The following is a 20906-nucleotide window of genomic DNA, read 5'->3' as shown; positions in this document are numbered from 1 at the left end:
GGTGCCCGCACCATGCGCCGATGGTCCACCACGGGGTGGCCGGAGGGCCTGCCGTCGTCGCCGGAGGTGCCGGTCCGGCGCCCGCCGCCTCCGCCAAGTGGCCGGGGCTGTGTGGCCGATGGGCCGGTGTGCGACTCCCGGTGGCCCGTTTACTCTCCCGTCATGACCAACGGCACCGACCTCGCTCTCCCGCCCGGGCGCGCCTGGCGCGACCGGGCGGTGGACGCGGCGCTCTTCTGCGCCGCGGTGCTCCTCGGCATGGTCGTCCTCGGTGTGGTGAAGGAGCAGGGTGATCTGCCGCGATGGGCGGTGGAAGCGGACCCGCTGCTCGGGCTCGTGGCCTGCGGCGCGCTGTGGTGGCGGCGCCGCCACCCGCTCGTGGTGGCCCTGATCGGGCTGCCCGCGGTGGCGCTGGCGACCAGCGCCCTGCCCGCGGGCGCGGTGATCGTCGCCAATGCCGCGCTCCGGCTCCGCCGGCGGCGGGCGCTGCCGACGCTCGGTGCGTACACGCTGTTCATGGCGCCCTCCGGCCTGCTGCTGCCGGGGACGGCGGGCGACCTGTGGTTCGACGCCGCGTTCTCGCTGGCCTACCTTTTGGCCGCCTTCGCCTGCGGTCATGCCCTGCGGTCCCGGCGGCTGCTCGTCGAACGGCTGCGCGCGGACGCCGCGCGGGCACGGGCCGAACACGAGCGCCGGCTCGCCGACGCCCGCCGCGCCGAACGCCAGGCCATCGCCCGGGAGATGCACGACGTGCTGGCGCACCGCGTCTCCCTGCTCTCGGTGCACGCGGGCGCGCTCGCCTACCGCACCCGGCAGGCGGAGGCGGGCGCCGGACCCGCGCTCGACGGCGCCGAGGTCGCCGCGAGCGCAGAGGTGATCCGGGGCAACGCGCACGAGGCCGTGGAGGAGTTGCAGGAGGTGCTGCGCCTGCTGCACGCGGAGGAGGGCGGCGAGCCGGTGTCACTGCTGCCGCGGATCGAGGACATCGACGGTCTCGTCGCGGACGCCCGTGCCACGGGACAGCCGGTGGACTTCCGTACCGAGGTAGCCGCCGGCACTGTCCGGGCCGTGCGGTCGCAACTGCACCGGACCGTCTACCGGGTGGCCCAGGAGGGATTGACCAACGCCCGCAAGCACGCGCCCGGCATCCCCGTCGGCTTGACGCTGGCCGGAGGTCCGGGCGCCGGTCTCACGGTGGAGGTCCGCAACGCGCTGCCCGCCGCCCCCGGTGCCCGCGACCCGATCCCGGGGACCGGCACCGGCCTCACCGGGCTCGCCGAACGCGTACGGCTCGACGGCGGCACCCTCGACCACACCGCCGCCGACGGCACGTTCACACTGCGCGCCCGGCTACCGTGGCCCGCGAGGTGACGTCATGATCCGAGTGCTGCTGGCCGACGACGACCCCCTGGTGCGGACCGGGCTGAAGATGATGCTGCGCGGTGCGGAGGGCATGGAGGTCGTCGGGGAGGCGGCCGACGGCGCCCAGGTGGCCGCCGCCGTCCGCGAACACGAGCCCGACGTGGTCCTCATGGACATCCGGATGCCGGTCATGGACGGCCTCGCCGCCACCCGGGCCCTCGCACACCGCGACGCGCCGTCCCCGCGGGTGATCGTGCTGACCACCTTCGACGAGCACCGGCTGGTGCTGGAGGCGATGCGCGCGGGCGCCGCCGGGTACCTCGTCAAACACGCCGCGCCCGAGGAGATCGTGGAGGCGGTACGGCGGGCCGCCCGCGGCGAGCCCGCCCTGTCGCCGTCCGCCGCGCGGGCACTGATCCAGCACGCGGCGACGGGACCGGACGACCGGTCCGAACACGCCCGGCGGCGGCTCGCGTTGCTCACCCCACGGGAGCGCGAGGTGGCCGAGGCCGTCGCCGAGGGCTTGTCCAACACCGAGATCGGCGTCCGCCTGCACCTGGCCGTCGGCACGGTCAAGGCCCATCTCTCCGGCGCCCTGGCCACATTGGACCTGGACAACCGCGTCCAGCTGGCCCTCCTCACCCACGACGCCCGCCCACGGACCTGACCGCACGGGTGCCGTCGACGAGCCCAGCAGATACCATCCGGCACACACGCACTGGGAGGGGGTCCGACGTGGGGCGGCTGACCGGCGGGGATCCGTCCCTGCTGCGGCGCATCAACTCCACCGTGGTGCTGCAGGCGCTGCGCGCCGCGACCGCGTCCGCGCCACCGGACGCCCCCTCCGCGTCCCTCACCGACCTCACCCTGGCCACCGGCCTGTCGCGGCCCACCGTCGAGGGCGTGGTCGACGGGCTGCTGGACAGCGGGCTCGCGGCGGAGGTGCCCGCCGAGGAGGGCGGGGTCCGCCGCCAGGGCCGCCCCGCGCGGCGCTTCCGCTTCCGCGCCGAGGCCGGGCATCTGCTGGGCCTGGAGATAGGGGCGCACCGGGTCGCCGCCCTGCTGTCGGACCTGGACGGGCGTGCGCTCGGCAGGGCGGTGCGCGAGGTGTCCGAGAAGGCCCCGGCGGAGATGCGGCTGGAGCGGGTGCGGGCCGCCGCCGCGGATCTGCTCCGCGAGGCCGGGGTCGAACGCCACTCGCTGCGGGCGGTCGGGGTGGGCAGCCCCGGCATCGTCGAGGCCGACGGCACCGTCCATCTGTGCACCGCGCTGCCGGGCTGGACGGGCCTGCCGCTCGGGGAGCGGCTGCGGGACTCCTTCCAGTGCCCGGTGCTGGTGGAGAACGACGCGAACATGGCTGCCGTGGCCGAGCACTGGAGGGGCGCCGCGGCGGGTTCGGACGATGTCGTCTTCGTCCTGGCGGGGCTGAGCCCGGGCGCCGGATCGCTGATCGGCGGGCGGCTGCACCGCGGCTACGGCGGCGCGGCCGGGGAGATCGGCGCGCTGCATCTGCTGGGCCGCGAGGCCAGCCCGGAAGAGGTGCTGTCCACCACCGGCGAACCGCTGAACCCCCTGGACGAGGCGCAGGTCGTACGGGTCTTCGCGCTCGCCCGGGACGGCGACGTCCGGGCGCGCGCGGCCGTGGACCGCTTCGTCCGGCGGCTGGTGCACGACACGGCGGCCCTGGTGCTGGCGCTCGACCCCGAGGTGGTCGTGGTGGGCGGCTGGGCCGCGGGGCTGGAGGGCATGCTGGACCCGCTCCGCGAGGAGCTGGCGCGCTACTGTCTGCGCCCGCCGCAGGTCGCCCAGTCGCTGCTGGGCGAGGCCGCGGTGACGACGGGCGCGGTGCGGCTGGCCCTGGACCATGTGGAGGCGGAGCTGTTCGCCGTGGACGGCACGGTCACCGCTCGCCGCGCCGCTCGCTGACCAGCCGGCCGGGCCGGTCCTCGGATCAGCCCGCCAGCAGCTCGACGCCGCCCGGGTCGCCGAAGGTGAGGCGGCAGGTGTCGGCGCGGTAGGTGGCCACGGCGACCGCCGCGGTGCGCTGGTCCGCCACATAGCGGGTGGTCACCACGAGCACGGGGGCGCCGGGCAGCCGGTCCAGCTCCTTGGCGTCGTCCGCGCGGGCCGACCCCAGCTCCACCGACTGCTCCCGCCCCTCCAGGCGCAGCCGGCCCAGCTCGCGCAGCACGGCGCGGGCGCGGGCCAGCCCGCTGGGGGTGTCGATGGCGGCGAGGCCGGGAACGGACGCGGCCGGTACGTACAGCAGCTCGGCGGCGAGCGGCTGGCCCTGGCTCACCCGGGTGCGCCGCACCTGGTGCACGGGGGTGGCGGGGTCGGTGTCGAGCAGCCGCACGACGGCCGCGGGCGGCACCGCCTCGACGCTGTCGACGCAGGCCCAGGCGTCGTCGCCCGCCTCGCTCCAGGTGTGGGTGTAGTCCGCGACGGCCACGCCGACGCGCGGCGGCGCGACGGTGGTGCCGACACCGCGGCGGCGCTGCAGCCTGCCCTCCAGCTCCAGCTGTTCGAGGGCCTGCCGGAGGGTGGCGCGGGCGACGCCGAAGCGGGCGGCCAGCTCACGCTCGTTGGGCAGGATCTCCCCGACCGCGAACTCCGAGTCGAGCGCGTCGCTGAGCACGGTCTTCAGATGCCAGTACTTCGGCTCCGGTACCGATTCGAGCTGCGTGGTCCCCACCCTGATCTCCCCCAGCCTTCTTTATGCTCACTTATTTATTAAACATTGTTGAAGTATGAAGGCGACCATAGGGCGGGGCGCACACTTGGTCAAGACCAATGCACGATCAGCTATCGTCGATGATCATTCCATCGGGGCGATACGGGGCGGGAGCTGAGGCAGTGGACCAGGTCACGGTGGTGACGGGCGGCAGCCGTGGCATCGGGGCGGCGGTGGCGGTGCGGCTCGCGCGCGCCGGGCACCACGTCGCCATCGGTTACGAGCAGGCGCGGGACGCCGCCGAGCGGTGTGCGGAGCTGGTGCGCGCGGAGGGGGTGCGGGCCGCCGTCGTGGGGGCCGACACCAGCGTCGTGGAGCAGGTCGAGGCGATGTTCGACACGGCCCGGGAGGAGCTGGGCCCGATCACCGGGCTGGTCAACAACGCCGGCATCACCGGGCCGTTGGGCCGCTTCACGGAGACGCCGCCCGAGGTGATGCGGCGGGTCGTGGACGTCAACACGACCGGCGCCCTGCTGTGCGCGCGGCGCGCGGCGCGCGAGATGTCCACCCGGCACGGCGGCCGGGGCGGCGCCATCGTGAACGTCTCCTCGGGTGCGGCGACGACCGGCAGCCCCGGGGAGTACGTGCACTACGCGGCCAGCAAGGCGGCCGTGGACGCGATGACGGTGGGCCTGTCGAAGGAGCTGGCGGCGGAGGGGATCCGGGTCAACTCGGTCCAGCCGGGCATGACGCTGACCGACATCCACGCGCGGATGGGCGACCCGGAGCGGCCGTGGCGCAACCCCGAGCGGGTGCCGATGGGGCGGCCGGGCGAGCCGGAGGAGATCGCGGGCGCGGTGGCGTGGCTGCTCTCCCCGGAGGCGTCGTACACGACAGGAGCCGTGCTGCGGGTGGCGGGCGGACTGTAGTGGCGCCGTAGAGGTGTAACCGGACCGGCCCCCGGAAAGGGCTGCTGTTCACTGTGCGTTCGGGAATGAGGCATCTCGCACCGATAGCAACAGACCGGCACAGCTGTTCTACGAGCAACGGGAGGCTCCACCATGGCGCGGGAATCCGGCAGAACGATCGGGCGGCGTACGGTCCTGCAGGGGTCGGCGGCCGCGTCCGCGGCGCTGGCACTGCCCGCCGCGGCGTCGGGGGTGGCATCGGCGGCGGCGCCCGCCCAGGCGCTGTCGGGCCGCCCGAGCGCCCGGTGGGGCGTGCAGACGGGCGACGTGACCACGTCCTCGGGTCTGGTGTGGGTGCGCTCCGACCGCCCGGCGCGGATGATCGTGGAGACCTCCGCGACCGAGTCCTTCACACGCCCGCACCGCTGGCAGGGGCCGCTGCTCGGGCCGGGCACGGACTTCACCGGCCGCACCGCGCTGCACGGTCTGCCGTCCGGCAGCCAGGTGCACTACCGGGTGCTGCTCGCCGATCCGGAGGACCCGCGCCGCACCGGTGAGCCGGTGTACGGGACGTTCCGTACGGTGCCGGAGCGCCGGAAGGGTGTGCGCTTCGTCTGGTCGGGCGACCTGGCGGGGCAGGGCTGGGGCATCGACCCGGACCGCGGCGGCTACCGGGTCTTCGAGGAGATGCGTCGCCGCGAGCCGGACTTCTTCCTGTGCAGCGGCGACAACATCTACGCCGACGGCCCGCTGACCGAGACCGTCAAGCTGCCCGACGGCTCCACCTGGCGGAACGTCATGACGCCGGAGAAGTCCAAGGTCGCCGAGACCCTGGACGAGTACCGGGGCAACTTCCGCTACAACCTGCTGGACGCCAATCTGCGCCGGTTCCACGCCGAGGTGCCGACCATCACCCAGTGGGACGACCACGAGGTGCTGAACAACTGGTACCCGGGCGAGATCCTGGCCGACGACCGCTACACCGAGAAGAACGTGAACGTGCTGGCGTCCCACGCCCGGCAGGCGTTCGCCGAGTACTTCCCGATCAGCACGCTGCGGCCGGACGCGAGCGGCCGGGTGTACCGGGTGCGGCACCACGGCCCGCTGCTGGACGTCTTCGTACTGGACTGCCGTACGTACCGCGACGCCAACTCGCCCGGCCGCCAGCCGGAGGACACCCAGGGCATCCTGGGTGCCGAGCAGCTGAGCTGGCTGAAGCGGGAACTGTCGCGGTCGCGCGCGGTGTGGAAGGTGATCGCCTGCGACATGCCGCTCGGTCTGGTGGTCCCGGACGGCGCCGGCGACTTCGAGGCGGTCGCGCAGGGCGACCCGGGCGCCCCGCTCGGCCGTGAGCTGCAGCTCGCGGAGCTGCTGCGGCACATCAAGCACCAGAAGATCACCGGCACGGTGTGGCTGACGGCGGACGTCCACTACACCTCGGCGCAGCACTACGACCCGTCGCGGGCGGCGTTCAAGGACTTCGCGCCGTTCTGGGAGTTCGTCACCGGCCCGCTGAACGCGGGGGCCTTCCCGGCGGTGAAGCTGGACGGCACGTTCGGCCCGGCGCAGCCGTATCTCAAGGCGCCGGACCGGGCGAACGTCTCGCCCGCCGAGGGCTACCAGTTCTACGGCGAGGTGGAGATCGACGGCGACAGCGGCGAGCTGACGGTCCGGCTGCTGGAGGTCGGCGGGACGGTGCTGTACACCAAGGCGCTCCGCCCGGGGCTGGTCGGCCAGTAGGGCCCCATGTGTGCGGTGCGCGTCCCCGGAGGAGCCCCGGGGCCGCGTACCGTTGCGCCCATGGCCTCCTGCGTTCCGCCGTCCCGCCTCACCTACCCGGAGGTGGGCGCCACCCGGCACCGGCCGCTGCCCGCCGGATACCACCATCTGCGGGTGCGGACCCGGATCGGGGCGGGCCCGGAGGTGTTCGAGGCCGCGGGGCGCGCGGTGCTGGAGTGGCGGATGCACCGGGCGGTCGGGGTCACGGTCCGCGCCCGGGGGCCCGCCGCCGGGGGGCGGACGGTCGTGGTGGGGCTGGGCGCCGGGCCGCTGCGGCTGCGCGCGCCGTGCGAGGTGGTGTGGACGGTTGCGGACGACGCTCATACCGGCTTCGCGTACGGGACGCTGCCCGGCCATCCGGAGTGCGGCGAGGAGTCGTTCGTGGTGAGCCTGGAGCCGGACGGCTCGGTGTGGCTGACGGTCACGGCGTTCAGCCGCCCGGCGGTAGGGTTGACCCGGGCGGTGGCGCCGCTGGTGCCGCATCTCCAGCGGGCGTACGCGCGCCGCTGCGGGCGGGTGCTGCGGCGGCTGGCAGCGGGGGGCCGGGATGGGTGAATCCGCCACCATTCAATCTCGGACAAAACGAGCTTCTCCGAGCAGATGCACACTTAACCCATAGGTCACAGAACGTTTGTGATCACGCAACACCGTTGCGCGAGGCTGTTATCCATGACTCCTCGAGCGACGCCCGACCACCACCCCACCCGTCCCCGTGACCGCTGGCGGCTGCCCACCTGGTGGCGCCGACTACACGGCCACGCCCCGCCGGCGGCGGAATCCTCACCGGAGCCCGCGGACCCGTCACCGACCGGCGCGGCCGAGGCCGCGGGCGCCCCGGAGAACAGCCAGTCCACCGACGGCCACGACGCCGCCACCACGCTGTGGCGGATACGGACGACCGTACGGGACGAGCCGGGCACCCTGGCCGCGCTGTGCGGGGCGCTGGCCGGTCACCGGGTCGACATCCTGTCGCTGCAGACCCATCCGCTGGCCGATGGCACCGTGGACGAGTTCCTGCTGCGCGCCCCCGCCGTCGTACCGGCCGACGAGTTGAAGCGCGCGATCGCCGCGGGCGGCGGCGACAACACCTGGGTCGAGCGCGCCGACGCCCACGATCTGGTGGACGCGCCGACCCGGGTGCTGACGCTGGCGACCCGTACCGCCCTGGACGGCGCCGAACTGCCGCTCGCGCTGCGCCAGCTGCTCGGCCGCTGCACCCTCCACTCGCTTCCGGCCACCTCGCTCGGCGGCCGTCCGCTCCAGGACGCGCCGCCGGTCGAGGGGGTGCTGGAGGAGACCGTGATCCGGCTGCGGGACCCGTCCGGCGGGGCGCTCGTCATCGAGCGGCCGCATCTGCCGTTCACGCCGACCGAGTTCGCGCGCGCCCGCGCGCTGGTCGAGCTGGACGCGCGGCTCGGCCCCCGGCTGCCGCACCGCCGCGATGTGCTGACGCTGCCCGAGGGCAACGAGGTCACCGTGCGCCGGGCCGACACCCGGGACCTGGACGCGGCCCGCGCGATGCACCAGCGGTGCTCGGCCACCACGCTCGGGCTGCGTTACCACGGCCCGGTCGGCGACGCCGACCGCTATCTGGACCATCTGCTCAGCCCGCGCTTCGGCCGCACCCTCGCCGCGTACACCGCCTCCGGCCGGCTGGTCGCCCTCGGCCATCTGCTGTGGGACGGGGACGAGACCGAGGTCGCGCTGATCGTCGAGGACGCGTGGCAGGGCCGCGGCATCGGCGGGGAGCTGCTGCGGCGGCTGGTCGCGATGGCCGCCGAGACGGGCGGCACATGCGTCTACGCGGTCACCCAGTCGGCCAACACCGGCATGGTCGCGGCGATGCGCGCGCTCGGGCTGCCGCTGGACTACCAGATCGAGCAGGGCACGCTCGTGGTCACCGCCCAGCTCGCCCCCATGGCGCAGGTGCCCGCCCCGGCCCCGCGGAGCGGCCGCTGAGCGGCGGCGGACGCCGGCCGGGGGCGGAGCGCCCCCGCGCGGATGACGCCGCGCCCCCGGCCGTACGAGGATGGCCCCATGTCCGATTCCAAGAACGCTCCGCTGCCCCGGCAGGTCGCCGACGCCTACGTCGACGACCTCATCGCACTCGACCCGATCACCGGCACCTACCTGGGCGTTCCCGAGAGCGCACGCCATCTGCCCGACTTCTCCCCCGCGGGCGCCGAGGCCGCCGCCGAGCTGGCGCGCACCACCCTGGACCGGCTGACCGAGGCCGAGGCGCGGCCCGGTGCGGACAGCGACGCCGAGCGGCGCTGCGGGCGGCTGCTGCGGGAGCGGCTGACCGCCGAGCTGGCCGTGCACGAGGCCCATGAGTCGCTGCGCGCGGTCAGCAACCTGCACTCCCCGCTGCACTCGGTCCGCAGCGTCTTCACCGTGATGCCGACCGCCACCGAGGAGGACTGGTCGGCGATCGCGGCCCGGCTGCGCGCCGTCCCCGGCGCGCTGGAGGGCTACCGCGCCTCGCTCGCCGAGGGGCTGCGGCGCGAGCTGCCCGCCGGGCCCCGGCAGGTGGCCACGGTCCTCGGCCAGCTGGAGGAGTGGATCGGCACCGGCCGCGGCTGGTTCGGCGACTTCACCGCCGAGGGGCCGCAGGCGCTGCGCGCCGAGCTGGACGAGGCCGCGGCCGTCGCCACCGGGGCGCTGGCCGCCCTGCGGGACTGGCTGCGCGACGTGTACGGCCCGGGCGTCGAGGGCGCCCCGGAGGTGGTGGGGCGCGAGCGCTACCAGCGCTGGTCGCGGATGTGGAACGGCACCGACCTGGATCTGGACGAGGCGTACGCGTACGGCTGGTCCGAATACCACCGCATCCACGCCGAGATGCGCACCGAGGCGGAGAAGATCCTGCCCGGCGCCACCCCGTGGGAGGCGCTGCGCCACCTCGATGAGCACGGCGTGCACATCGAGGGCGTCGAGGAGACCCGGGTGTGGCTGCAGGAGCTGATGGACGAGGCCATCGAGCAGCTGGACGGCACCCACTTCGACCTGGCCGAGCGGGTCAAGCGGGTCGAGTCGATGATCGCCCCGCCGGGGAGCGCGGCCGCCCCGTACTACACCCAGCCGTCGGTGGACTTCTCCCGCCCCGGCCGCACCTGGCTGCCCACCATGGGCGAGACCCGCTTCCCCGTCTACGACCTGGTCTCGACCTGGTACCACGAGGGTGTCCCCGGCCACCATCTGCAGCTCGCGCAGTGGGCGCACGTCGCCGACCGGCTCTCCCGCTACCAGGCCACGGTCGGCATGGTCAGCGCCAACGCCGAGGGCTGGGCGCTGTACGCGGAGCGGCTGATGGACGAGCTGGGCTATCTGACCGATCCGGAGCGGCGGCTGGGCTACCTCGACGCGCAGATGATGCGGGCGCTGCGGGTGATCGTCGACATCGGCATGCACCTGGAGCTGGAGATCCCCGGCCACTCGCCGTTCCACCCCGGTGAGCGCTGGACGCCGGAGCTGGCGCGGGAGTTCTTCGGGCTGCACTGCGGCCGCCCCGCGGACTTCCTCGACAGCGAGCTGGTGCGCTATCTGGGCATGCCGGGCCAGGCCATCGGCTACAAGCTGGGCGAGCGGGCCTGGCTGACCGGGCGGGAGGCGGCCCGCACGGCGCACGGCGCCACCTTCGACGCCAAGAAGTGGCACATGGCGGCGCTGTCGCAGGGGTCGCTCGGGCTGGACGACCTGGTGGCGGAGCTGTCCGCGCTCTGAGGTGACGAGCCGGGGGCCGGGCGGGGCGCCGGTGTGTCCCGGCCCCCGGCTCCTGATCGCCGGCCGGGGCCGGGCGGGGCCTCGCGGACATTCCCCTGACGACACCCGTGTGCCGCCCCGGCCGAGTACAGTCTCACGCTGGGCCGCGCGAATCCGTGCCGCGTCCCGGCGAGGAAGGGCGCTACGTGGCGTACCAGAAGACGCACGAGAACGGCCGGTTCGTGCTGCGGAACGACCGGGTGACGCTGCGCGAGCACACCCCCGGCGACGCGGCCGTGGTCGCCGACGGCAAGCCCGGCGATCTGGACTGGATCGACGGTGTCCCCGGCGACGCGTCGATCGGCGCCGCCGGAATGACCGCGCGCGCCGCGGCGGCGGGGTACCACCGCTCCCCGTGGGGCACCTACGCGATCCTGCGCGCCGAGGACGGCGTCGCCCTCGGCAGCATCGGCTTCCACGGCGCGCCCGCCCCCGGCGAGGGCGAGGTGGAGGTCGGCTACGACCTGTCCCACTCGGCGCGGGGCGCGGGCTGGGCCACCGGTGCGCTGCGGCTGCTGATGGAGTGGACCGTGGAGCGGCCGGAGGTCCACACCGTCATCGCGACCACCGAGCCGTGGAACATCCCCTCCCAGCGGGTGCTGCTCCGCGCGGACTTCACGCGCACGGCGGACCGCGGCGACCTGCACGTCTACCAGCACACCGCGAGGCCCTGACCCCGCTCTCACCCCGGCGCGGCGGTGGCGGTGCGGTGGAGCACCGCCGAACCCTCGCGCCCCTTCACCACCTCCAGCCTCGCCGGGATCCGCTGCCGCAGATCCGCGACATGGCTGACGATGCCGACCGTACGGTCCCGTTCGCGCAGCGAGTCCAGGACGTCCAGCACCTCGTCCAGGGTCTGTTCGTCCAGGCTGCCGAACCCCTCGTCGATGAAGAGGGTGTCGAGCCGCACCCCGCCCGCCTCGTCCGTGACGACATCGGCGAGCCCGAGCGCGAGGGAGAGCGAGGCGAAGAACGTCTCGCCGCCGGAGAGGGTCGCGGTGTCCCGCTCGCGGCCGGTCCAGGCGTCGATGACGTGCAGCCCGAGCCCGGAGCGGCCGCGGCCGCCCGCCCTCGCGTCGGAGTGCACCAGGGTGTAGCGCCCGGAGGACATGTGCCCCAGCCGCGCGCTGGCCGCGGCCGCGACCTGCTCCAGCCGCGCGGCCAGCACATACGCCTCCAGCCGCATCCGCCGCTCGTTGTCGGCCGAGGTGCCGGCGGCGAGCGAGGCGAGGCGGGCGACGCGGTCGTACTCCTCGCGCAGCGGGGCGAGCCGGCGCGCGTCCTCCAGGCCTTGCGCGGAGAGCCCGTCCAGGTCCTGGCAACGGGTGCGGGCCGCCGCGTCGGCCGCCGAGGCGTCGCGCAGGGCGCGGGTGGCCGCGTCCGCGGCGGCCCGGGCCCCGGCGAGGTCGGCGGGCGGCTCCTGCGCCGCGGCGGCGAGCCGCGCGTCGGCCAGCTCCGCCGCGACGGCCGCCTCCTCCGTCCGCCACTCCTCCAGGCGGCGCTGCGCCTCGCGCCGCCGGTCGGCGGACAGCACGGCGTCGGCCGCCGCCTCCGGCGTGTCGAAGCCCGCCCGGTACGCGGCGTCGGCGAGGTGCGCGTCGGCCTCCTTCAGCCGCCGGGCGGCGGCCTCGGCGTCGCGCACCGCCTCGGCCGTCCGCGCCAGCAGCCCGGCCTGCCGCTCCAGCCGCGCCACGCGCCCGGCCACCGAGGCGTCGGCGCCGCGGGCCTCCGCCAGCTCGGCCAGCAGCGCGGCCCGCTCCCGGGCCAGCGCCTCGCGGTGCGACGTACGAGCCGCCGAGCGCCGCTCGGCCTCCTGCCGCTGGGCCAGCCGCCGGGCGTGCTCGCCCTCGGCCCGGTCGAGGGCCGCGCGGGCGTCGAGCCCGTCCGCGGCCGCGGCGCGGGCCTCGGCGTACGCGGCGCGCAGCTCGGCCAGGGCGCGGTCCAGCGCCTCCACCGCGCCGCCGTCGGCCCCGGCCTCCGCGCCGGCGAGGGCCTCCTTCAGCCGCTGCGACCGGCTCTCGGCCTCCTCTCGGCCCGCCTCGGCCCGCCGGTAGTCCTCCAGCGCGGCCTCCTCCGCCGTACGGTCCACATGCCCCGCCCCCGGGCGCGCCGGGCTCGGATGCTCACAGCCCCCGCACACCGCGCACGGCTCCCCCGGGCGCAGCCCGGCCGCCAGCTCGGCGGCGATCCCGCGCAGCCGCCGGTCCTTGAGGTCCAGCCAGCTCTCCTGGGCGCCGGCCGCCCGCTCCCGGCACCGCAACAGCTCCTCCCGCGCCCGCTCCGCCAGCTCGGCGAGCCGGTCGCGCTCACGGGCCGCCTCCAGCCGCCGCTCGGCGGGCTCGATGCGCGCGCCGAGCTGCTCGGCCCGGGTGGCGGCCTCCTGCGCGGCCTCGATGCGCGCCTGGTGCGCGCGCCGCGTCGACTCCCAGCCCGCGAGCCATTCGGCGGCCTCCTCGACGGCCTCCTCGTCGGCCCGCGCCTCACGGTCCAGTTCCGCGATCTCCGTCGCCACGGCCCGGGCCCGGTCCTCGCCCCGCCGAGCCGCCGCCAACGCCCCCAGTTCCCCCCGCACCCACCGTTCCACCCGCGCCAACCGCTCGGCCCCCGCCTCGGCCAGCGGCCCCGCGTCACCACGGTCGCCCTCCTGCGACGCGCCGGACGCGGAGCCCCCGCGCGCATGCGGCACGCCACCCGAACGAGCCACGTCCACGGCCCCGGCCTCCGGCCCGCCACGCTCGTCCCGCGCGGCGGGGTCCGCAAACGGGCCGGGCCCACCGGCCGGGCCCTCCACCGCGACCGATGTACGGCCCTCCGCCTCGGCCCCGCCCGGCGACCCGGCGCCGCGCGCCGGCGGTACGCCGCGCGAACCGGGCGCGGCCGTGGCGCCGGCCTCCGGTCCGTTGCGCCGCGCGGCGGGCTCGTCGGCCTTATCGGCGCCGGACGGCCGCGGGGCCGGAACGTGGGCCAGGGCGTCCAACGCCGGGTCGGCGGCCAGGCGGGTGCGGGCCTGGCGTTCGGCGGCGGTGGCGCGGTGGTGGGCGTGGGCGGCGGTGGTGCGGAGGTCCAGGGCGGGGGCCACGGCGTCGGCGGCGCGGGCGCGCTCCAACAGGGCGTGCAGCCGTGTCCGTTCGGCCCGGCCCAGCTCCAGGTCGTCCGCGCGGCGCCGCGCCCGGGCGTGGCGGCGCTGGAGTTCGGCGCGCTCGCTCTCCGCGTCGGCCGCCCGCCGGGCGGCCTCGTGCACGGCTTCGGCGCGGCGCAGCGCGGACGCGGTGATGTCGCGCCGTTCGCGCGCGTCCGCGCGGGCGAGGGCGGCCCACTCCAGGACGGCGTCGGCGAGGCCCGGCGCCCCGGCGGCGGTCTCCGGCAGCGGGTGTGCGTCCAGTTCGGCGGAGCGGCCCGCGGCCTGGGCCATGCGGTGGGCGAGCGCGAGGAGCCGTTCGTCGCCGCCGATGACGCGCTTCTCGGCGGCGCGCCGCAGCTCGGCGAGCCGCTCTTCGACGGCGGCGAAGCGGCTGGTGTCGAAGAGCCTGCCCAGCAGCCTGGCCCGGGCCGGTTCGTCGGCGCGGAGGAAGCGGGCGAAGTCGCCCTGCGGCAACAGGACCACCTGGCAGAACTGGTCCCTGCTCATGCCCAGCAGCTGTTCGATCTCCGCGCCGATCTCCTGGTGCGAGCGGCTGAGCGCCTTCCAGGTGCGGGAGTCGGCGTCGTAGGCGCGCAGCAGGCTCTGCGCCTTCTCCCGGGTCACCCCGGTGCCCCGCTTCTTGGGCCGGGGCTGCTCGGGCCGCCGGGTGATCTCCAGGCGGCGCCGGCCCACGGTGAGTTCGAGGACGACCTCGGTCGGGGTGTGCGGATCGGCGTGGTCGCTGCGCAGGGAGAGCCCGCTGCCCTGCCGGGCGCCGGGCACCTGCCCGTACAGGCCGTAGCAGACGGCGTCGAGGACGGAGGTCTTGCCCGCGCCCGTCGGCCCGTGCAGCAGGAAGAGCCCGGCGGCCGACAGTTCGTCGAAGTCGACCTGCTGGGTGGCCCCGAAGGGGCCGAAGGCGGTGACGGTCAGCCGGTGGAGCCTCATCGCGGGTCCTCCCCCTCCACACGGACGGCTTCGAGGGCGTCGCCGAGCAGCACGGACTCCCGCGCGTCCGGGCCGCGCCCGCCCCGTACGTGGGCCACGAAGTCCTCGGCGATCTCCCGGTCGGTGCGGCCGCGCAGCCGCTGGGCGTAGGAGGCGAGCGGGTCCTCGGGGGGCCGCTCCGGGTCGAAGACCAGGCTGAGGACGTGCGGGAAGCGCTCCGCGAGCCGGGCCATCGGCTCGTACGGCCGCGCCGGATCGGTCAGCGTGGCCTCGACCCACGCCGTCTCGTGCCGGGCGAGGTCCGGGTCGGCGAGCAGGTCCTCCAGCCGCCCCCGGAGGCGGGCCAGCGGGCGGGGTACGGGACAGTCGACGCGCTCGGCGGCGCCGATCGCGCCGTCGGCGGCCAGCTCGATGAGCCACATCGACTTGCGGTGCGCGGCCTCGGAGAAGGAGTAGGCGAGCGGCGAGCCCGAGTAGCGGACGCGCTCGGTGAGGGTCTGGCAGCCGTGCAGATGCCCGAGCGCCACATAGTCGACGCCGTCGAAGACCTCGGCGGGGACGGAGGCGACTCCGCCGACCGTGATGTCCCGTTCGCTGTCGCTGACCGCGCCGCCGGTGACGAAGGCGTGGGCGAGGACGACGGACCGGGTGCCGGGCGGCCGGGTGGCGAGGTCGGCGCGCACCCGGTCCATGGCGGCGCCGAGGACCGCCGGATGACCCCCCGCCGGCGCGCCCAGCGTCTCGCGCACCAGGCCGGGTTCGAGGTAGGGCAGACCGTAGAAGGCGACGTCGCCGTGGCGGTCGGCGAGGACGACGGGGGTGCCGCATCCGGCGGGGTCGGTGCGCAGATGGATCCCGGCCCGCTCGATGAGCCCGGCGCCGACGCCGAGCCGCCGGGGCGAGTCGTGGTTGCCGGAGATCATGACGGTCGGCACGCCGAGGCCGGCGAGCCGGTGCAGGGCGTCGTCGAACAGCTCGACGGCGGCCAGCGGCGGTACGGCCCGGTCGTAGACGTCCCCCGCGACGAGGACGGCGTCCACCTCCCGCTCCCGTACGGTCGCGACGAGACGGTCGAGGAATTCCCGCTGCGCCGCGAGCAGGCTGACGCGGTGGAAGGACCGTCCGAGGTGCCAGTCGGAGGTGTGCAGAATTCTCAACGGTCGACTCCGACGCGCACGTTCGTCCTTCCTCCACCCCATTGGTCAGCGACGCGCCCGTACCGGATCAGCGCTACGGGCACCGACCACGTTAACCGCGATCGGTGCCCGGGGCCGCACGGACCTCGCTTTTGTACCCGTGTTACCTGCGCGTGCCGCCCCACCGGTGGTCGTCGAAGAGGTCGACGCCCTCGGGGTAGCCGGTGCCGTAGTCCGTGCCGTAGGCGTGGTGGTCGTCCTGGTGGCCGTCCAGCGGGCGGGGGTCGAGGTAGTACCACTCGGCCGTGGGTCCGGGACCGGCGGACGGGTCGGCCGGCGCCTCCGGACCGGCGGACGGCTCGCCGGACCACGCGCCGGACGCCGCCGCGTCCGGCCGCGGCGCGGGCTCCTTGGCCGCCTTCGGCGCGTTCAGTCCGTTCGGCATCAGCAGTTCCACCCGCACCCCGGGCGTGGCCCGCTTCTGCGCGACGAACTCCTCGACCTGGTTGCGGCAGGCGTGGTCCAGATGGGTGACGCCCATCAGATCGAGCCGGATCCGCGCCTTCCCGGAGGCGCCGACGGCCTCGAGCGCGTCGATGAGCTTCGGCAGCCGCAGGAAGGTGGCGTTGCCCTTCATGACGACCTTGGCGCTGTCGCCCTCGACGACGTGCTCGACGGAAGTCTGCGACATCCGCAGCGCGGCCAGCACGATCCCGGCCGCGAGCCCGATCAGCACCCCTTCGAGCAGCGCGGTGGCGACGATGGCGAGCGTGGTGGCGGTCATCACGAAGAACTCGCCGCGGTCCTCGTGCCACATCTTCGGGAACTGCTCGGGGGCGAGCAGCTTCCAGCCGCTGTGGACGAGGACACCGGCCAGCACCGAAATGGGGATCAGGGCGAGGACGCTGGGGAGCAGCAGGGCGAAGGCGAGCAGCCACAGGCCGTGCAGCGTGCGGGAGAGCCGGGTCTTGGCGCCGGACTGGACGTTGGCCGAGCTGCGGGCGACGACGGCGGTCATGGGGAGCGAGCCGAGGATGCCGCAGAGGGTGTTGCCCGCGCCCTGGGCGATCAGCTCGCTGTTGTACCGGGTGCGCTTGCCGTCGTGCATCCGGTCCACGGCGGCGGCCGTGAACAGGCTCTCCGCCGAGGCGATGACGGTGAAGGTGACGATGGCGGTGAGGATCGCGGGGTCGGTGAGCCCGGCGAACTGTTCGGGGCCGGGGACCTGGATGGCGGCCAGCAGATTGCCGACCTGGAGTGTCTTCACCTCGACGCCGGGGAGCGCGGCGATGACGATGCCGAGTCCGACCGCGACCAGCGCGGCGGGGATCTTCTTGACCGGCCCCGGCACCTTCTTCCAGACGAAGCTGAGGACGACGGTGGCGACGCCCAGCCCGGCGGCGATGGCCGCCTGCGGGTTCGCCAGGGTGTCGGCGATCAGCCCGGGGAAGGCGAGCATGTTCTCGATGGGCGTGCCGGGGGCCTTGTTGTCGGCCAGCGGATACGACTGGCTGACCATCAGCGGCAGGCCGATACCGGCGAGCATGCCCTGGACGACGGCGACGGAGGTGGCCTGGAACATCCGGCCGAGGCGGATCAGCCCCAGCACGATCTGCAGGATTCCGGCGCCCAGTACGATCACGCCGAGCATGGCGATGCCCTGCGCCTCCACCGTCTCCGCGACGAGCGCGGCGAGCCCGGCGGCGGGCCCGCTCACCTGGAGGGTGCTGCCCGGGGTCATGCCGACGACGAGTCCGCCGATCACCCCGGTGATGATGCCGAGTTCGGCGGGGGCGCCCGAGGCGACGGCGACGCCGATGCACAGGGGCAGGGCCACCAGGAAGACGACGAGCGAGGCGCCGATCTCGGTGCCGAGGTTGGCCCCGGCGAACATGCCGCCCTTGGGGGCGCGCCCCTTGGCACCGCCCCCGGCGCCCGTACCGGCGCCCGCGCGGGTGCCGGATGCCGCCCCGGGGGCGGGGCCGGGGGCGGGAGTTCGGACCATCCCTTGTAACGTCTCGAAGCTTTCGGTACCCGGCCCGATTCCGTCATCCGGTGCAGGGGGCGGGGCATGGGCCGGGGATGGGGCCGGCCAATCGTCGACGTATGTCGGCGGCCCGGCCGTCTCCATGGGCGCCCGGCCTCGCGCATGCCGTCCGGTCGTCATGGGTGCACCCGGAAATCGCCGTCCGCTTCCATTTCCCACAACTCGGCACTGTCGACCTGGTAGAACCAGCCGTGCAACCGCAGCCGGCCGTTTTCCCACCGGCGCCGGGCGGCCGGGTATTCCTTGAGGGTTTCGAGCTGATTACGGACATTCAGCTGGGCCAATTCCCGCAGGCACGGGTCCTCTTGGGTGGAGCCGAGCCTCGTGGCCAGTCCGGGCCGGGCGACGTCGAGCCAGGCGCCGACCCCGGGCATCCGGGACAGATCCGCCCCGGAGGCCAGCGCTCCCATGGCGCCGCAGTGCGAATGACCGCAGACAATGACGTCCCGGACACCCAGCACCTCCAGCGCGTATTCGATGGTGGCGACCTCACCGGATACCAGGTGCATACCGTGCGGGGGAACGATGTTTCCCGCGTTGCGCAGCTCGAATATCTCACCGGGCCGGGCGCCCGTGATGAGCGCCGGAATGACGCGGGAATCGGAGCAGGTGATGAACAGGGCCTGCGGAGATTGCCCGTCGGCCAGTTTGCGGTATGCACCGCTGTCGAAATCGGACCGGCGCCGGAACGAGCGGGCGTGTTCGAGCAGAGTCTGCATCATGCCTCCCTGACGGGTGTTTTCCACCGGATGCCATTCACCGTAGGGAGGCGTGCGCCAGACGAGGGTTAAACGAACACTAGAGCATTGCAAGTTCTTCCTCAATATTCGGAACCGCACTCGCAACCTTACAAAAACCGGGACGGGCATCCGGCGCTGCGGTAGACAGGACCCCATGACCGTACGAGCACTGCTGATCGAGGACGACGAGACGATCGCCGAGCCCCTTGTCGAGGGTTTACGGCGATACGGGCTGACGGCCAGTCACGTGAGTACGGGTACCGCCGGGCTGGAAGGGCCGTACGGGGACATCGTCCTGCTCGACCTGGGACTGCCGGACATGGACGGCATCGACGTCTGCCGCGGCATCCGGCAGGTCTCCGACGTACCCATCATCATGCTCACCGCGCGCGGTGAGGAGGCCGACCGGGTACTCGGACTGGAGCTGGGAGCGGACGACTACTTGGCGAAACCATTCAGCATGCGTGAGCTGATCGCCCGCATCCGCGCCGTGACCCGCCGCACCCAGCGCACCGAACCCGCGCCCACCGCCCGCCGGGGGGCCGGGACTGCCGTCGCTCCCCCGCCGGTCCTCGAACCGGAACCGGCACCCGCCCCGGCCCCGGCGCCGGTGCAGCACCAGACGCTGGAGGGCCAGGAGCCGCTGATCGTGGACCGCAGGACCCGGCAGGTGTGGGTGGGCGGCGCCCCGGTCGCCCTCACGCCCAAGGAGTTCGAACTGCTGGCCCTGCTCACCGAGGATCCCGGCGCCGTGTACTCGCGTCAGCAGATCCTCGACCGGGTGTGGGACCCGCACTTCCACGGGCCGACCAAGACCCTGGACGTGCACGTGGCCACCCTGCGCCGCAAGCTCGGCGACCCGGCCTGGATCCAGACCCTGCGCGGCGTGGGCTTCCGGCTCGCCGTGCACAGCGGAATTCCGGAGGCCGCCCGGCCGTGACCCGCCGTCTGCTGCTCGGCTATCTGAGCCTCGCCGTCCTGGTCCTGCTGTGTTTCGAGATCCCGCTCGGCTACATCTACAGCCGGTCCGAGAAGGAGCGGGTCATCTCCGCGGCCGAGGACGAGGCCGAGTCGGTGTCCGCGTTCGCCTCCCTGTCCATCATGGCGGGCCGGGAGGAGCGGGAGCTGCCGGCCCGGGTCGTGCACTGCGCCCAGCGCATCGGCGGCGAGGTGCTGATCGTGGCCGCCGACGGCGGAGTGCTCGCCGCCTCCCATCCGCTGCCCGCCGACCAGGCGCGGGACATGACGTCCCGGCCCGAGATCGCGGCGGCGCTGGGGGGCCACGACGCGGTCGACGTACGGACCTCCACCATCGGCGGGGTCAGCTATCTGTCCGTCGCCCTTCCCGTCACCCACGGGAACCAGCTCCAGGGCGCGGTCCGGCTCATCCTCCCCACCGACGCGGTGCACTCCAAGGTGCACCGGGCGTGGCTGCTGCTGGCCCTGGCCGGGCTGGCGATCCTGACCGGGGCCGCCGTGGTGGCGCTGGTCTTCGCCCGCTGGACCAGCCGTCCCATCGTGGAGCTGGAGCGCTTCGCGCACCGGCTGGCCGACGGCAAGGCCCCCACGCCCGCCCCGGTGACGTCCGGGCCGCCGGAGGTACGCAGCCTGGCGGCCACCTTCAACCAGACCGCCGCCCGTCTCGCCCATCTGCTGGAGGCCCAGCGCGCGTTCGCGGCCGAGGCCTCCCACCAGCTCAAGACCCCGCTCGCGGCGCTGCGGCTGCGCCTGGACAATCTGGAGCCCGACCTCGCCGAACGCGCGCGTCCCCATCTCACCGCCGCGACGACCGAGACCGAGCGGCTGGCCCGGATGGTCGAGGGGCTGCTGGCGATGGCCCGGATGGAGGAGGGTGCCGTGACGCCTGAGCAGGTCGATCTGGACGAGCTGTGCACGGAGCGGCTGCGCACCTGGACCCCGCTGTTCGAGCAGCACCACGCCCGTCTCGTCCTGCGCGGCGTCCCGGTCGGCCACGCGCTCGCGGTACCCGGGGCCGTCGAGCAGATCCTGGACAATCTCCTGTCCAACGCGCTGCGTTCCTCGCCGCTGGGCGGAACCGTCGCCCTCGACCTCCGCCACCCCGCGCCGGACCGCCGCCATCTGCACCGGGACGGCCGCCCCACCTGGGTCGAGGTGCACGTCATCGACCAGGGGCCGGGCATGACCGCGGAGCAGCGCCGCCGCGCCTTCGACCGCTTCTGGCGGGCCCCCGACTCCCCCAAGGGCGGCACCGGCCTCGGGCTCTCGCTGGTCCAGCGGCTGGCCCACGCCAGTGGCGGCGAGGCCACGCTGAACGCGGCTCCCGGCGGCGGGCTGGACGCCGCGGTCCGGCTGCGCTCCCCGGTCAGGTCCGGTGGCCCGGGACGCCCGGCCAGAATGCAGCTGCGCCGCAGAACCGTCCCGGAGCCCACCGTCCGGGCTCCGGTCTAAGG

At 74.7% G+C, this 20906-nt stretch carries 16 protein-coding genes; 11 read left to right on the top strand and 5 right to left on the bottom strand.

Going from position 1 to position 20906, the window contains the following annotated elements; translation table 11 throughout:
* Positions 1 to 162: 162 nt before the first annotated feature.
* The 3 genes from ASC60_RS16155 to ASC60_RS16145 all read left to right on the top strand — a co-directional run bounded on the left by ASC60_RS16155 (position 163) and on the right by ASC60_RS16145 (position 3288).
* Positions 163 to 1371: a sensor histidine kinase gene (locus ASC60_RS16155; RefSeq protein ID WP_055551428.1), complete on the top strand. Its 1209-nt coding sequence runs from the start codon at positions 163 to 165 to the stop codon at positions 1369 to 1371.
* 4 nt (positions 1372 to 1375) lie between these two features.
* A complete protein-coding gene (locus ASC60_RS16150; protein ID WP_055551426.1) occupies positions 1376 to 2029 on the top strand; it encodes a response regulator transcription factor in 654 nt (217 codons plus the stop codon).
* Between the two features lie 68 nt (positions 2030 to 2097).
* On the top strand, positions 2098 to 3288 hold the full coding sequence (locus ASC60_RS16145) for an ROK family protein (RefSeq protein ID WP_055551425.1): 1191 nt from the start codon (positions 2098 to 2100) through the stop codon (positions 3286 to 3288).
* Between the two features lie 25 nt (positions 3289 to 3313).
* On the opposite strand, the gene ASC60_RS16140 is transcribed toward ASC60_RS16145, so the two are convergent.
* Positions 3314 to 4057, bottom strand: a complete 744-nt coding sequence (locus tag ASC60_RS16140; protein WP_055551423.1) for a GntR family transcriptional regulator — start codon at positions 4055 to 4057, stop codon at positions 3314 to 3316.
* Between the two features lie 161 nt (positions 4058 to 4218).
* Here ASC60_RS16140 and ASC60_RS16135 point away from each other — a divergent pair, with 161 nt between their 5' ends.
* The 6 genes from ASC60_RS16135 (at position 4219) to ASC60_RS16110 (ending at position 11156) form a co-directional block, all read left to right on the top strand.
* Positions 4219 to 4965: an SDR family oxidoreductase gene (locus ASC60_RS16135; protein ID WP_055551421.1), complete on the top strand. Its 747-nt coding sequence runs from the start codon at positions 4219 to 4221 to the stop codon at positions 4963 to 4965.
* A 132-nt stretch (positions 4966 to 5097) separates the two neighbouring features.
* Complete coding sequence (locus tag ASC60_RS16130) at positions 5098 to 6684, top strand: alkaline phosphatase (protein WP_055551419.1); 1587 nt, start codon at positions 5098 to 5100, stop codon at positions 6682 to 6684.
* Between the two features lie 60 nt (positions 6685 to 6744).
* Positions 6745 to 7278, top strand: a complete 534-nt coding sequence (locus ASC60_RS16125; RefSeq protein ID WP_055551417.1) for a DUF1990 family protein — start codon at positions 6745 to 6747, stop codon at positions 7276 to 7278.
* 114 nt (positions 7279 to 7392) lie between these two features.
* Positions 7393 to 8682 (top strand): GNAT family N-acetyltransferase, encoded by a 1290-nt coding sequence (locus ASC60_RS16120; protein WP_055551415.1) that lies wholly within the window; start codon positions 7393 to 7395, stop codon positions 8680 to 8682.
* 78 nt (positions 8683 to 8760) lie between these two features.
* Complete coding sequence (locus ASC60_RS16115) at positions 8761 to 10443, top strand: DUF885 domain-containing protein (protein WP_055551413.1); 1683 nt, start codon at positions 8761 to 8763, stop codon at positions 10441 to 10443.
* Positions 10444 to 10628: 185 nt separating this feature from the next.
* Positions 10629 to 11156 (top strand): GNAT family N-acetyltransferase, encoded by a 528-nt coding sequence (locus ASC60_RS16110; RefSeq protein ID WP_055551411.1) that lies wholly within the window; start codon positions 10629 to 10631, stop codon positions 11154 to 11156.
* A gap of 8 nt (positions 11157 to 11164) precedes the next feature.
* Here ASC60_RS16110 and ASC60_RS16105 read toward each other — a convergent pair whose 3' ends face one another.
* The 4 genes from ASC60_RS16105 to ASC60_RS16090 form a co-directional block, all read right to left on the bottom strand.
* Positions 11165 to 14551, bottom strand: coding sequence for an AAA family ATPase (locus tag ASC60_RS16105; protein ID WP_055551409.1), 3387 nt, complete (start codon positions 14549 to 14551; stop codon positions 11165 to 11167).
* On the bottom strand, positions 14548 to 15708 hold the full coding sequence (locus ASC60_RS16100) for an exonuclease SbcCD subunit D (RefSeq protein ID WP_055551407.1): 1161 nt from the start codon (positions 15706 to 15708) through the stop codon (positions 14548 to 14550). Before ASC60_RS16100 ends, ASC60_RS16105 begins: the two co-directional genes overlap by 4 nt.
* A 142-nt stretch (positions 15709 to 15850) precedes the next feature.
* Positions 15851 to 17692: a SulP family inorganic anion transporter gene (locus tag ASC60_RS16095; protein WP_370592919.1), complete on the bottom strand. Its 1842-nt coding sequence runs from the start codon at positions 17690 to 17692 to the stop codon at positions 15851 to 15853.
* A gap of 158 nt (positions 17693 to 17850) precedes the next feature.
* Positions 17851 to 18453, bottom strand: coding sequence for a carbonic anhydrase (locus ASC60_RS16090; RefSeq protein ID WP_055551823.1), 603 nt, complete (start codon positions 18451 to 18453; stop codon positions 17851 to 17853).
* A 175-nt stretch (positions 18454 to 18628) separates the two neighbouring features.
* Here ASC60_RS16090 and ASC60_RS16085 point away from each other — a divergent pair, with 175 nt between their 5' ends.
* Together ASC60_RS16085 and ASC60_RS16080 are read left to right on the top strand one after the other, a co-directional pair.
* Positions 18629 to 19414 carry a response regulator transcription factor gene (locus tag ASC60_RS16085; protein WP_055551405.1) on the top strand — a complete coding sequence of 262 codons (786 nt, stop codon included), beginning with the start codon at positions 18629 to 18631 and terminating at the stop codon, positions 19412 to 19414.
* A complete protein-coding gene (locus tag ASC60_RS16080) occupies positions 19411 to 20904 on the top strand; it encodes a HAMP domain-containing sensor histidine kinase (protein ID WP_055551403.1) in 1494 nt (497 codons plus the stop codon). Before ASC60_RS16085 ends, ASC60_RS16080 begins: the two co-directional genes overlap by 4 nt.
* The last annotated feature ends 2 nt before the right edge of the window (positions 20905 to 20906 follow it).

Source organism: Streptomyces sp. NBRC 110028 (genome assembly GCF_001417735.1).
Classification (GTDB): domain Bacteria; phylum Actinomycetota; class Actinomycetes; order Streptomycetales; family Streptomycetaceae; genus Streptomyces.
Note: the sequence above shows the minus strand (reverse complement) of the source record. Positions and strands in the feature narration are given on the sequence as shown.